We start from the raw sequence: 13,583 nt of genomic DNA, 5'->3' as shown, positions 1-13,583 counted from the left end.
CACTGCACGCAGTGCGCCGGAGCCCCCGCCGCGACCGCCGCGTCCCGGACGATCCGGGCCGCCTCGGCGGAACAGCCCTGCGCCGAGGGGTGGAAGCCGAAGACGATCGGGTTGCGGGTCTTCAGCGCCACCAGCGCCTTGAAGATGGTGGTCGACGTCGGGTTGGTGACGGGCGTGACGCCGGCGACCACGCCGACCGGCTCGGCGATCTCCACGATCCCGTCGATCTCGTCCCGACGCACCACCCCGACGGTCTTCATGTCCGCCATCGAATGGGTGACGTGCTCGCACGCGAAGATGTTCTTCACGGCCTTGTCCTCGAACACCCCGCGCCCGGTCTCCTCCACCGCCATCACCGCCAGCCGGGTGTGCGCCGCCAGTGCGGACAGCGAAGCCTTCTTGACGATGTGGTCGACCTGCTCCTGGGTGAAGCCCGCGTACTCCCGCAGGGCCTCCTGACCACGGGTCACCAGGATGTCGACCGCTGCCGCGGCCTCGGACGGGGCAGGGGTCTCGGTCGACTCGGTGCGACTCACGGTCTGTGGGCGACGGGACATCGCGGACCACCTCTCAGGTCTTCGCGCGGGGTCGCGCGCTCTGTTGTCGTTGGCACCCGGCACACAGCTTCCCGCCGTCCGGGCCTCCGTTGGTCGGCCGTTCGGGGTAGTCCTTCGGGCCGAAGGTCCCCTGTCCTCGGCACGGCCGGTGCCGGTCGCTCCGGGTCCTCAGTCGTGCGGCACCACGGCGACCGCGCCGTGGGCGTGGTGCAGGACGGCGTGCGCCACCGACCCCAGGCGAGGGGCGGCCATGGGGTGCGCGGGCGACCGTCGGCCCAGCACCAGCAGGGCGGCGCCGTGCGCGGCGGCCACCAGGACGTCGGCCGCGCTGCCGACCACCACCTCGGCCCGGGCGGTGACCCCGGGGAACTTCTCCCGCCAGCGGCCCAGGGCGTCCTCGAGGTGCACCAGCCGGTCGGCCGCCAGCCCCTCCTGGATGTCCGCCTGCTCCACCTGAGCCTCCGTCAGGTACGGCCCGGAGGCGAGGGTCCGGGCCTCCACCGCCCGCAGGGCGGCTCCCCGCCGGGCCGCCTGGTCGAAGGCGAAGGCGAGCACCGCGTCACAGGGCCGGTCACCCTGCACTCCCACCACGACCTCGCCCTGAGTCCCGGCGTCCCCGTCCCTGACCAGGACGACGGGGCAGCGGGCGTGGGCCGCCACGCGGAGCCCGACCGAGCCGACGAGCCGACCGACGACCCCGCCCAACCCCCGCGAGCCGACGACGAGCAGCCCCGCCCGCTCCCCTGCGGCGGCCAGGACGTACGCGGGGTTCCCGGTGGTCCGATCGCAGGAGGCGTCCACTCCCGGCCGCGCGGCCACGACCCGGTCCCGGATCGCGGCCACCGGGGCCGGCAGCCGCTCCTCCGGGGCGTCCTCCGACGCGAGCCCACCGCGCTCGCCCGGTGCGACATGGACCATGCGCAGGGCCCGTCCGCTCTGCAGGGCCTCCTCGGCGGCCCAGTGCGCCGCCGACTCGCTCTGCACGGAGCCGTCGATCCCCACCACCACGAAGCGCTTCACGGCTGAACCTCCGTCATCAAGGCCGGCCGCGACGCGGATTCGCGCGGCCGTCGCCTTCCGACACTCTCCCGCCGCCTCACCGGCCCGGCCCAGGGCCGATCAGCCCCGACGCGGTCCCGAAGGTCCCGGCTACGGCTCACCTGTCCGGACCGCAGGGCGACCGGGCGGGCGGCGTGGTGCAGCACGGCACGGGCGACCCAGCGCACGCGCCGATTCCGAGTGCGGCGCACCGGTTGTAGGGGCACCGCAGAACCGTGCTGCTCACCGACGGGCGGGTCCTCGCGGACGGACTTCTGTCGGCGGAGGGCAGGACCGGGAACCGCGGTGGCTCGGTTACGCCACCAACTGCGGCCCCGCCCCGGCCGATCCGGTGCGGACGAACGTGAGGACGAGGGCGCGACGCCCCCTCCGACGAACCGCCCGCACCGGCGGCGAGGCGACCGCCTGGTGCCGGCCGAGCCGAACGGCTGCGACTCGGCCGGCACCAGGGCGGCCCCACCGAAGCGTGGTTCCGGAGTGCGGTGTCAGACGGCGGCCGGGGCCGGTGCGTCGAGGATGGCGAGCTCGCCGGGGGTGGCCTGGCGCTTCCAGTCGGGGGCGAGGGCGGTGTAGGTGCTGACGTCGTGCCAGCAGCTCTGGGTCCGGAAGAGCTGGTGCAGCGTCGCCTCGCGGGTCAGTCCCGCCGCGTGCATCACCGGCGGCATGTGGTCGTGGTCGGTGCGGTGCCCGGCCCAGATGCGGTGCAGGCCCAGCGGGCCGAAGCCGTAGGCCATCAGGAGCCGGCCGGTCTCGTGGGCGTGGCCGACGACGGGCGACCCGGGGATCAGGACGACGCCGGTCAGCATGGCGTTGCTGCCGTAGTCCTCGATCAGCAGGCCCGCCGTGCCGAGCATGGTGTCGTCCTCGGGCGCGCAGACCGCGAGGGTGTACTTGCGCCGGGGACGGGTGAGGGGCTGGGCGAGGGCGGAGGCGAAGGCGTCCCGGGCCTGTCCGGTGTCCATCCGGTCGGTGCCGAGGTAGCGGGTGAGCATGCGGCTGGTGACGATCCGCTCGTGGACGGGGTAGTCGGCGGGGCGCAGTTCACGAAGGCGCAGGTGCTCGCCGCGCAGGTCCGGTACCCGGCTCACCGCGCCGGCTCCTTCCGCTTCGGCGCGGGGATCAGGGCTTCGAGGTCGACATAGGAACGCCCCGACGGTACGGGCCGGCCGAGCAGGATGCGGCGGGCGGTGTCGGTGACCAGGGCCCCGCCGAGCATGACGCCGCTGGCCAGCTGCGGCCAGCTGGAGAGGCTGCTGCCGATCCGGGTGAGGGCGTCGGTCATCGCCGGGCTCAGCCGGTCCCGGTCGACGACCTGCAGCAGGAAGCTCAGCTGCTGGGCGGGGTCCATCGCCGCCACGTCCGCGGCCGTCACATCCCCGGCCCGGCCGTGGAAGAGCGGCCGGCCGGGCTCCAGGTCGAAGCGTTCGACGTCCAGCAGACCGCGGTCGTTGGCGTCCATCAGGACGGGCACCCGCCGGCGCCGCGCGTGCTCGCGGGCCGCGGTCTTCACCCAGGGGGTGTCGCACTCCTCGACCAGGAGGTCCACCCCGCGCTCCCCGTCCTCGCCCGGGGCGAAGAACTCCTCGATGCTCTCCTCGGTCACTCCGTACCGGTGGACGGTGATGTCGAGGTAGGGGTCGAGCTCGTACATCCGCCGCGCGCAGATGACCGTCTTCTCCAGGCCGATCTCGTGCACCCCGGCGCGCAACCGGTTGAGGTTGGACAGGCTGAGCCGGTCGAAGTCGGCCAGCCGGAACGAGCCCCCGACACCCTCCATCGCGCAGGTCAACGCCGCGCTGGAGCCCACCGACAGGCCGATCACCCCGATCCGGCGGCTGAGCAGGTGCTGCTGCTCCTCGCGGGTGATCTTGTCGCGGTTGCGGTCGGTGCGCACCAGCCGGAACGCGGCCTCGGGCAGGACCCGTACCAGGCGGCCAGACCACGGGTACCAGGCCCAGGTCCCGTACTCGTCGGGCAGCAGGCCGCCGCGGGCCTCGTCCAGGGCGCGCTCCAGCACAGCAGGCGGAAACGATTCTCCGGGGTTCAGGCAGCGGACCAGCTCGACCAACTGCTCGTCGACCCGGTCGTGGACCTCGCGCAGCGCCGGGGAGTCCAACAGCTCCTTCAGCACGCCGACGTGGTCCGCCGAGGCCGGATCGAGCAGGACGGGACGGAACGATTCGGCGGGGTCGTCCGGGTGCAGCGGACCGCCGATCGTGGCGCGGGCGAGGGAGGGGGAGGGGGTGTGTGTCACGTCGGCTGACGCTAGCAACGCCAAGATCGTCAGCCGTGGCGCCTTCACCCGCCCGGCAGCATACCAATCACTCCGTACACGGGAAGATCTGTCCGATCGGGTGATCCGGGTCGTACCCGTGAGCGAGGACCGGGCGCGTGCATGAGGCAACGGGCCGCAATCACCTGCCGATCAGTCAGAACCGCCTGCTCCCAAGTGCCGGCAACGCCGGCGGCCCGGTCGAGCCACCGTTCGAAGACGGTGGACGGAGCCCGACGTCCCGACGCACGGCCTCAGGTGCCCGGCACCAGCGCGACCGGGCAGACGGCATGGTGCAGTACGGCGTGCGCGACGGGGCCGATCCGCCCCGGCGAGGCCGCGGGTCGTCGCCCGAGCACCAGCAGCCGGGCCTTGGCCGAGGCCTCGACCAACAGCAGCCCCGGGCCTGCGGGTTCGGCGACCTCGGTGACCTCGACCTCCGGGTGGGAGTCCCGCCACGGTCCGAGGGCCGCTGCCAGCAGGTCCGCTTCCCTCGCCCGTCCGTCCCATCCGGGCACCCCCGTCGCCGGGAAGGCGTGCAGGATGCGCAGCGGCAGGCCGTGCCGGCGGGCGGTGTCGAAGGCGAAGTCGAGCGCCGCACCGTGCGGGCGGCGGGCGTCGACGGCGACGACGATCCGGTCCCGCAGGCCCGCGTCCGCCTCCTCGGCGGGGACCAGGACGGTCGGGCAGGCGGCCCTCGCGGCGACGTGCAGGGCGGTGGATCCGACCCGCAGTCCGGGGAAGCCGCCGTCGCCGCGCACGGCGAGGACCAGGAGTTCGGCGTCCTCGGAGGCCGCCACCAGCGCCGCGGTGGCGACGTCGTGGACCTCGTCGGTGCGGGTGCGCAGCTGGGGGTGCCGCACCGCCAGGACGTGCCGGACGGCGTGGAGCAGGGCGCTCCCCTCGAACGGTGAGCGGGCGGTGCCGCTGGGGAGCAGGTGCGGCATCAGGGGCAGCGCGTGCAGGACGCGCAACGGCCGGTCCCGGAGGGCCGCTTCCTCCGCGGCCCAGTGCGCGGCCGCCAGGCTGGCCGCGGAGGTGTCCACTCCCACGGCGACGGGCAGGTCCATGGTGCTCAGCTCCTCGTTGTCGGCTGATCGGGTGTCAGGTCTGCCGGCTCCAGTCGGTGACCTCGGGCAGGTCGGTGCCGTGGGCGCGGATCCAACCGTGGTGCCGGGTACGGGTGTCGGCCATCTGCTGGCGCAGGGCCGCGGCGCGGGCGGCGAGGCCGGGGGTGTGGTCGATGACGTCCATCACCAGGCGGTAGCGGTCGAGGTCGTTGCGGACCACCATGTCGAAGGGCGTGGTGGTGGTGCCGGACTCCTTGTAGCCCCGCACGTGCAGGTACGGGTGGACGGCGCGGCGGTAGGCCAGGCGGTGGATCAGCCACGGGTAGCCGTGGTACGCGAACACCACCGGCCGGTCCCGGGTGAACAGGGCGTCGAACTCCCGGTCCGGCATCCCGTGCGGGTGCTCCTCCGCGGGCATCAGCCGGACCAGGTCCACCACGTTCACCACCCGCACCCGCAGGTCCGGCAGGTGACGGCGCAGCAGATCGGCGGCGGCGACCACCTCCTGGGTGGGGACGTCCCCGGCGCAGGCGAGCACCACGTCCGGCTCCCGGATCCCGTCGTCGGTGCCGGACCACTCCCAGATGCCCGCTCCGCGCGCGCAGTGGGCCCGGGCCTCCTCCAGGGAGAGCCAGTCGAAGCCGGGCTGCTTGCCGGCCACGATCACGTTGACCCGGTCGCGGCTGCGCAGCACCTGGTCGGCCACGACGAGCAGGGTGTTGGTGTCCGGCGGGAAGTGGACCCGCACGGCCTCGGGGCTCTTGTTGAGGACGTGGTCGACGAAGCCGGGGTCCTGGTGCGAGAAGCCGTTGTGGTCCTGGCGCCAGACGTGCGAGGTGAGCAGGTAGTTGAGCGAGGCGACCGGGGCCCGCCAGGGGATGCGGCGGGTGGTGCACAGCCACTTGACGTGCTGGTTCACCATCGAGTCGACGATGTGGACGAAGGCCTCGTAGCAGGAGAAGAGGCCGTGACGGCCGGTCAGCAGGTAGCCCTCCAGCCAGCCCTGGCAGGTGTGTTCGGAGAGGATCTCCATCACCCGGCCGTCGTGGGCGAGGTGCTCGTCCGTGGGCAGGAGGGCTGCCTGCCAGGCCTTGCCGGTGGCTCCGTAGACCGCCTGGAGGCGGTTGGAGGCGGTCTCGTCCGGGCCGACCAGCCGGAAGTCCCTGCGCTGCGCCGTGTCCGCCATCAGCCGCTCCAGCAGGTCGCCCAGTACCCGGGTGGGTTCGTGCAGGGTCGTACCGGGCTTGTCGACCGGCACCGCGTAGCGCTCCAGGGGCGGCAGCGGCAGGTCGCGCAGCAGCAGCCCGCCGTTGGCGTGCGGGTTGGCGCCCAGCCGGCGGGTGCCCTCGGGTATGCAGGCCAGCACCTGTTCGGTGGGGCGGCCGTCCCGGTCGAAGAGCTCCTCGGGGCGGTAGGAGCGCAGCCAGGCCTCCAGCTGCGCCAGGTGGGCGGGGTCGTCCCGGACCTGGTCCAGCGGGACCTGGTGGGCACGCCAGGTGCCCTCGACGGGTACGCCGTCCACCTCGCCGGGGCCGGTCCAGCCCTTGGGGGTGCGCAGCACGATCATCGGCCAGACCGGGCGGTCGCGGACGCCGTCCTCGCGGGCGGCGCGCTGGGCCGCGGCGATCCGGTCGAGCGCGGTGTCCAGGGCGGCGGCCAGGTCCTGGTGGACCGTCAACGGGTCCTCGCCGCCGACGTACAGCGGCTCGTGGCCGTAGCCGCGGAGCAGGGCGTCGAGCTCGGCCTCGGGCAGGCGGGCGAGCAGCGAGGGGTTGGCGATCTTGTACCCGTTGAGGTGCAGGACCGGCAGCACGGCGCCGTCGTGCACCGGGTCGAGGAACTTGTTGCCGTGCCAGGAGGCCGCCAGCGGTCCGGTCTCCGCCTCTCCGTCGCCGATCACGCAGGCGACCAGCAGGCCGGGGTTGTCCAGCGCCGCGCCGTAGGCGTGGGAGAGCGCGTAGCCGAGCTCGCCGCCCTCGTGGATCGAGCCGGGCGTCTCGGGGGCCACGTGGCTGGGGACGCCGCCGGGGAAGGAAAACTGCCGGAACAGTGCGGCCATGCCGTCGGCGTCACGGGTGATGCTCGGGTAGGTGTCGGTGTAGCTGCCCTCCAGCCAGGAGTTGGCGAGCACGGCAGGACCACCGTGTCCCGGGCCCCAGACGCAGACGGCGTCCAGGTCACGCTGCCTGATCACCCGGTTGAGGTGGGTGTAGACGAGGTTGAGGCCGGGCGAGGTGCCCCAGTGGCCGAGCAGCCTGGGCTTGATCTGACCGGGCGTCAACGGCGCGCTGAGCAGGGGGTTGGCCAGCAGGTAGATCTGGCCGACCGCGAGGTAGTTGGCCGCCCTCCAGTGCGCGTCGAGCGAGCGGAGCTCCTGGTCGGACAGCGGTGCGGAAGGCGGGCAGGGGGCGGCGGGCATGGCGGCGCTCTCCTAGGACTCGTCGGGCATTGCCGGTTCCTGACTCATCGTCACGCTCCGGGCACGGTCCGGAACAGGGCCGACCGGGCCCCGGACGAGCGGTGCGATCCGGGACCTGCGGCCCTGCTCCCGGGACTGCTCGGCCCTAACCCGCCGCACGCCGGACGGCGGAGTCTGGTGGAGCACCCGGCGCCCCGGGCCGAACCGGCCGGCGCCACCATCCACTCCCCCGGGACGGTTCCCATGACGCAGTACCTGCTTGCCGGTGTCGACGGCTCCCCGGAGAGCACCGCGGCCGCCCGGTGGGCGGCCGACGAGGCCGCCCGCCGGAGGGTCGGCCTGCGGCTGGTCCACGCGCAGACCTGGCTCGACGACGTCCACGCGGACCAGGTCCGGCCCACGGACGTGCGCGGCCTCACCCGGCGGATGCTCGACGACGCACGCCAGGAGGTCTTGGCCGCCCACCCCGGTCTGGAGGTGCGTGCCGAGCTGGTCGGTGACGGGGAGCCGACCGACGCCCTGGTCGAGGCGGCGACCGCGGCCGAGCTGCTGGTGCTCGGCTCGCGCGGCCTCGGCGGGTTCCGGGGCCTGCTGGTCGGCTCCTTCGGCCTCGCCGTCGCCGCCCGCTGCGAGGTGCCCACGGTGCTGGTCCGCGCCACCGGTGCCGAGGGCACGGGCCGTCCCGACCGCACGGAGGTGGTGCTCGGCGTCGACACCCGCTCCCCCTCGGACGAGGTCGTCGACTTCGCGTTCCAGCAGGCCGCCCGGCTCGGAGCCACTCTGCGGGCGGTGCACGGCTGGACGCCGCCCCCGGTCTGGGGCTACGCCGGCTGGGTGCCCCCGATGGCCGAGGCGGAGCAGTTCCGCGCGATCGAGGCCGAGCTGCTCGCGGAGGCCCTGGCCGGCCGGCGCGAGAAGTACCCGGAGGTGACCGTGGTCGAGGACTGCCGGATCGGGACCGGTTCGTCGGTCCTGGTGGACGTGTCGGCCGGTGCCGCCCTGGTGGTGGTCGGACGGCGCCGGCGCCGCCACGAGGTCGGGATGAGGCTCGGACCGATCGCCCACGCCGTCCTCCACCACGCCGAGGCGCCGGTCGCCGTCGTGCCGCACGACTGAGCCTGCTGCCGGGTCCGCCGGCCCGGGTCGGCGGACTCGGGCCGGGCCGGGACCGTGACCGACGGGGGCGGCAGTCGTTCAGGAACACGGCCGTCCGGCCGACTTCCCGAGCGAGAGCGCGACCACCCGATGCCGACACCACCGAAGACCAGCCGCCCGCCCCGCCCGTCCTCGGACCGGCCGGGGCCCGGTGGCGGCACCGGGCCGCTGGCCGTGCACCCGAAGGTGTTCCGTGACGAACTGGCGGCCGCCGCCGGCTGGGTCGCCGACTACCTCGGGCAGATCCCGCAGCAGCCGGTGGCCCGGCCCCTCCCGGCGGCGCACCGGCAGGCCCTGGCCGCCGGAGCACTGCCGGACGAGGGCCAGGACCTCGGCGCCCTGCTGGAGTTCGTCGACCGGGCGATCGCCCCGTACCCGACCGGCAACGGCCATCCGGCCTTCTTCGCCTGGATCAACTCACCGCCGTCCCCGGCCGGGGTGATCGCCGAACTGCTGGCCACCGCGGTCAACGCGACCTGCGGCATGGGCGAGCACGCCCTGATGGACCTCGAACGCGGCGTGGTGCGTGACCTCGCCTCGCTGGCCGGCATGGCACCGACCACCGGCGGAGTGCTGACCAGCGGCGGCTCGATGGCCAACCTCCTCTGCCTGAGTGCCGCCCGCGCCTGGTTCCTCCGCCGCCACGGCGCCACCGACGGCCCCGCCCACGACCAGGCCCACGCGCGTCTGACGGTCTATCACAGCGACCAGGCCCACATGTCGGTCGCGAAGGCCGCCGCCGTGATCGGTCTGCCGCCGTGGCGGCTGCGTGCGGTGCCCACCACGGCGGAGCGGCGGATGGACGTCGAAGCCCTGCGGGCGATGGTCGACTCCGACCGCGCGAGCGGCCTGCTGCCGTTCTGCGTCGTGTCCAACCTCGGCAGCACCGCCAGCGGCGCCGTCGACCCGATCGAGGCGATCACCCGGGTGTGCCGCGGCCGAGGCCTGTGGCACCACGCCGACGGCGCCTGGGGCGGGCTCGGCGCCCTCGTCCCCGAACTGGCCCCCCTCTACCGAGGTGTCGCCGACCTCGACTCACTCACCGTCGACCCGCACAAGACGCTGTCCGTCCCCGTCGGCTGCGGCGCCGCCCTCGTCACCGAGCCCTCCCTGCTGCGCGACGCGTTCGGCTTCCGCGCCTCCTACCTCGACGGCGACCAGGACTGGCCCTGGATGTCCGACTACACGATCGAACTCACCCGGCCCGGCACCCGCGCCCTCACCCTCTGGGCCACCCTGCGCCAACTCGGCCGCTCCGGCGTGATCGCCCTCCTCCAGCACTACCAGGACCTCGCCCACTACCTGCGCCGACGCGTCCAGGAGCACCCCGCACTGGAACTGTGCGCCGGCGGCCCGCTGCCCGTGGTCTGCTTCCGCCTGGCCGTCAACTCCGGTACGGGCTCTGCGGATTCGCGGGCGGACCTGCACACGGCCGTGGCCGCACACGTCCAGGCACGCGGCCACGCCTACCTCGCCACCGTCGGCCACGAAGGAGAAACGGTCCTGCGCGCCTGCGTCTGCAACTACCTCACCACCACCGACGACGTGGACACCCTGCTCCGGGAGGTCCAGGCCGCCGCCGACCACCTCCGGACCGGCTGACCGGCCGGCGCCCCGTTCGAAGCACCGACTCCGGCCGTGCCCCGAGGGAGACGGAGCGGCGCGGAGCCGGGGACGGCCCCACCCGTCCCCGGCTCCGCGCCGCTCGCCCGGACGTGCCCCCACAGCCGTCCCGGGCGGACCTGCGACCCCTACGTCGCAGGAGTGATGAGGCCGTAGTGGCCGTCGTAGCGGTGGTACAGGACGTTGCCGCGCCCGGTGGCGGTGTCGGTGAAGAACAGGAACGAGACGCCGGTGAGGTCGAGCCGCGAGACCGCATCGGCCACCGCGAGTTCCGGTACCTCGGCCGTGCTGGTGGTCAGGCCCGGCTCGCGCGGCTCCGGCGCCGGTCCGGCGCAGGCGAGATGGAGGGCGCCGGTGTGCTCGTCGTGGAAGACCACGCTCTCCCGACCCGCCGACTTCTCGGTGAACAGGTGGAAGTCGTAGTCCATCGTCTCCATCTCGAACACCGCCGCCCAGGCCGTCTGACGGGGCAGACTGTAGGACTTGTGCCGCACGATGCGCCGCTCCCGGGGCGGGCGCCCCCGCCGCTGCGGGCGGTGCTCACGGCCTCCGTCCCAGTCCTCCGACCCGGCCGGCACGCCGGACCGGTGACGGTCCCCGTGCTTCCGGATCCGGGTGAGCCGGCTGGTGAGGCGCTCCTGCAGCAGGTCGACGGCCTCCCGCATCGTCGCGGCCGCCACGTGGGCCCGGACCGGGCGGCCGTTGAGGTCGACGACGGCCTGGGCCAGGGCCGGCTTGAGGATCGCGTGGTTGGCCTCCTGGGTGAGCTTCACCCTCACCGCGAGCACCGGGGTGTCGAGCCGCTCGAGCACGGCCAGCACCTTGGCCTTCGCATAGGCGGGTGCGCCGAGCGACACCTCGCCCCTGGTCTCCAGTTGGAGGTCGACGGGCGGGCTCTGCAGACGGTTCATCAGGGGTTCCTTCCTGGTCGGGACCAGCCTGCCGTGCGGTCACCGGACGCACCGAGGGCCGAAGGTCCCTCAAGTCGGGCCCTGTGGCCCGGAGTTCCGACGTTCTGGGCCGGGCCGACGGTGGCGCCGAAGCCGTCCGACCCGGGACCACCGGCCTCGGGTGCGGTCCCGTCAGTCCCTATGTCCCCCGGGCCGGCGGCCGGAAGGGTGAGGGAACGACTCGGGCGGCCGCCGCCCCGCACCGGACCCACCACCCTCGAAGGAGCAGCCCATCATGTCCGCCACTCCCCGCACCGCCGTCCGAGCGTGGCGCCACCACCTGCGCCGGGCCCTCGGCCTCGAGCACAACGCGCTCTGCCGCTCCCTGGACCGGGCCCGCAGCCGTGCCCTGCTGCTCGGAGCGCTCGGCCTCGCCGTGGCCGTCCTGTCGGGCACCGCGGCCGCCCTGGTCGAGCTCGACTCCGCCCAGCGGGAGGCCACCGTCGCGGCGGCCGGCCTGCACCGCGTCGACGCGGTGGTGCTCACCACGGCTCGTCGCACCGGTCGGGGCACCACCCTGAGCAGCGCCGGCTACCAGGCCGAGGCCGCCTGGACCGATCCGAGCGGCCAGGACCGGACCGGCACGATCGAACTCACCCGCCCCACCAAATCGGGCACCACCACCCGCATCTGGGTCAGCGACACCGGCCGGGTCTCCCCAGCGCCGGCCAGCGCGGCCGACACCGCCGGCCAGGCCGTCTGCGTCGGTCTGTTCACCCTGGGGGCCCTGTCGGTCCTGATCGCCTCCGGCCTCGCCGTCCGGCTGCACCGCCTGGCCCGTGCCGCGGCCGCGGAGTGGCAGAACGCCTGGGCGCGCCTGGAGCCGAGCTGGACCGGGCGCTCCTCCGGCAGTCCCGGCACCCCTGACCCGAGGCTCGGCTGATCCCCCGTCACCGGACACCGACTACCACGTACTGCTCGTACCGTCCGCCCACCGCACCTCGGCAGGAAGGCACCACGTCCATGACGTCAACGCTCACCGCCTGCACCACGGAGCACCTCCTCGTCACCGCGGCTGCGGCGGCCCCGTCGATCCACAACACCCAGCCCTGGCGGTTCAGCCTCGCCCCGGGCACCGGCACGCTCACGGTCCACGCGGTCCCGCACCGTGCCCTTCCGCTCACCGATCCCGACACCCGGGCGCTGCACGTGTCGGTCGGCGCCGCACTCTGCAACCTCAGAGCGGCCGCGGTCCACCTGGGCCGGGAGCCCGTCGTCAGGCTGCTGCCCCGCCCGGACGCCCCCGGTCAGCTGGCCACGGTGCGCCTCGCCGGTCGCCCGCGCCTCGGCCTGCTGCGCCACCCCGACCTCTACCGGGCGATCTGGCGCCGCCGCAGCTGCCGGCTGCCGTTCTCCCCGACGCCGGTGCCCGAGAGCGTCATCGACGAACTCGCCGAGGCCGCCCGGCTGGACGGCGCGGAGCTCCACCGGCCGGCCCCGGCCGAGAGCGCCCGGCTGCTCCGTCTCACCGCAGCGGCCGACACCCGCAACGCCCTCGACCCCGGCCGCACGGCGGAGACCCTGGCCCGGGCCGCCCGCCCGGGCGACGCCCTCGGGGTCCCCGCCTACGCGTCCGGGCCGCTGGACGCCGCCGGACTGCTCCCGATGCGGTCCTTCGGCGACCCCCGGGACCGGCCGTCCCGGGACCGGGTCCCGTTCGAACCCGAGCCCCGGCTCCTCCTGCTGACCACCCGTCACGACCTCCGTGCGGACTGGCTTCGCGCCGGTCAGGCCCTGCAGCACGTGCTCCTGCTGCTCACCCTCCACGGCTTGCGCGCCTCGATGCTGCACCAGGCGCTGGAGTGGCCGGACCTCCGTGCCCTGATGACCGCCGGCCACCCCGACCGGTGCGCGCCCCAGATGCTGCTGCGCATCGGCTACGGGCCCACGGGCTTCCCCACCCCGCGCCTGCGGACCACCGCACTGATCGACGGTGCGCCCTCGGGCGGAGAATAGGGCCGTCCGGCCCTACCGGTGGCCGCTGTCCGTCCGTCAGACTCCCCGTCAGGTTCCAGGACCGACCCGCCGGGCCGGCGGGTCCACGAATGCGGAGACGTGATGGCGGACAGCGCGGAAGCCACGGCGGGCGCCCCGGTCAAGGTGTTCCTCCTCGACGACCACGAGGTCGTCCGCCGAGGGGTGCACGACCTGCTGGACTCGGAGCCCGATCTCGTGGTGGTCGGCGAGGCCGCCACCGCGGAGCAGGCGATCGCCCGCGTCCCCGCGCTCCGCCCCGACGTCGCCGTACTGGACATGCGGCTGCCCGACGGTGACGGCGTGACGGTCTGCCGGGAACTGCGCTCGCGGATGCCGGGCCTGGCGTGCCTGATGCTGACCTCCTTCGACGACGAGGAGGCCCTGCTCGACTCGATCATGGCAGGTTCCGCCGGGTACGTCCTCAAGCAGATCAGCGGCACCGACCTGGTGTCCGCCGTCCGCACCGTCGCTTCCGGGCAGTCCATGCTCGACCCCGGGGCC

The 13,583-nt window shown here is 74.3% G+C and carries 12 protein-coding genes; 5 read left to right on the top strand and 7 right to left on the bottom strand.

From position 1 onward, the window contains the following. The 6 genes from ACWCYY_RS40005 to ACWCYY_RS39980 form a co-directional block, all read right to left on the bottom strand. On the bottom strand, positions 1-557 hold a 557-nt coding region (locus ACWCYY_RS40005), incomplete at its 3' end, for an aldehyde dehydrogenase family protein (protein ID WP_449798884.1). Positions 558-725: 168 nt separating this feature from the next. Then, positions 726-1,577, bottom strand: coding sequence for a universal stress protein (locus ACWCYY_RS40000; RefSeq protein ID WP_449798883.1), 852 nt, complete (start codon positions 1,575-1,577; stop codon positions 726-728). 524 nt (positions 1,578-2,101) lie between these two features. Next, positions 2,102-2,704: a GNAT family N-acetyltransferase gene (locus ACWCYY_RS39995; RefSeq protein WP_345285230.1), complete on the bottom strand. Its 603-nt coding sequence runs from the start codon at positions 2,702-2,704 to the stop codon at positions 2,102-2,104. Then, a complete protein-coding gene (locus tag ACWCYY_RS39990; protein WP_449798882.1) occupies positions 2,701-3,870 on the bottom strand; it encodes a ThiF family adenylyltransferase in 1,170 nt (389 codons plus the stop codon). Before ACWCYY_RS39990 ends, ACWCYY_RS39995 begins: the two co-directional genes overlap by 4 nt. A gap of 272 nt (positions 3,871-4,142) precedes the next feature. Next, positions 4,143-4,958: a universal stress protein gene (locus tag ACWCYY_RS39985; RefSeq protein ID WP_345285235.1), complete on the bottom strand. Its 816-nt coding sequence runs from the start codon at positions 4,956-4,958 to the stop codon at positions 4,143-4,145. A 34-nt stretch (positions 4,959-4,992) separates the two neighbouring features. Beyond that, the gene (locus ACWCYY_RS39980; RefSeq protein WP_449798881.1) at positions 4,993-7,377 is read right to left on the bottom strand and encodes a phosphoketolase family protein; all 2,385 of its coding nucleotides are present in this window, start codon (positions 7,375-7,377) and stop codon (positions 4,993-4,995) included. Between the two features lie 243 nt (positions 7,378-7,620). On the opposite strand from ACWCYY_RS39980, the gene ACWCYY_RS39975 reads away from it, so the two are divergent. Beyond that, positions 7,621-8,493 carry a universal stress protein gene (locus ACWCYY_RS39975; protein ID WP_449798880.1) on the top strand — a complete coding sequence of 291 codons (873 nt, stop codon included), beginning with the start codon at positions 7,621-7,623 and terminating at the stop codon, positions 8,491-8,493. A 129-nt stretch (positions 8,494-8,622) separates the two neighbouring features. Continuing rightward, complete coding sequence (locus ACWCYY_RS39970; RefSeq protein ID WP_449798879.1) at positions 8,623-10,134, top strand: pyridoxal phosphate-dependent decarboxylase family protein; 1,512 nt, start codon at positions 8,623-8,625, stop codon at positions 10,132-10,134. A 149-nt stretch (positions 10,135-10,283) separates the two neighbouring features. Here the strand turns inward: ACWCYY_RS39970 and ACWCYY_RS39965 are convergent, their stop codons facing one another. Then, complete coding sequence (locus tag ACWCYY_RS39965) at positions 10,284-11,066, bottom strand: ribosome hibernation promotion factor (RefSeq protein ID WP_345285243.1); 783 nt, start codon at positions 11,064-11,066, stop codon at positions 10,284-10,286. Between the two features lie 274 nt (positions 11,067-11,340). Here ACWCYY_RS39965 and ACWCYY_RS39960 point away from each other — a divergent pair, with 274 nt between their 5' ends. The 3 genes from ACWCYY_RS39960 to ACWCYY_RS39950 all read left to right on the top strand — a co-directional run. Further along, positions 11,341-11,988, top strand: a complete 648-nt coding sequence (locus ACWCYY_RS39960; protein ID WP_449798878.1) for an Rv1733c family protein — start codon at positions 11,341-11,343, stop codon at positions 11,986-11,988. Between the two features lie 80 nt (positions 11,989-12,068). Then, on the top strand, positions 12,069-13,061 hold the full coding sequence (locus ACWCYY_RS39955) for an Acg family FMN-binding oxidoreductase (RefSeq protein WP_449798877.1): 993 nt from the start codon (positions 12,069-12,071) through the stop codon (positions 13,059-13,061). 102 nt (positions 13,062-13,163) lie between these two features. Next, positions 13,164-13,583, top strand: a 420-nt coding sequence (locus tag ACWCYY_RS39950) for a response regulator (RefSeq protein WP_449798876.1), incomplete at its 3' end; no start/stop codon positions are given.

The organism is Kitasatospora sp. NPDC001664, from assembly GCF_053596675.1.
Note: the sequence above shows the minus strand (reverse complement) of the source record. Positions and strands in the feature narration are given on the sequence as shown.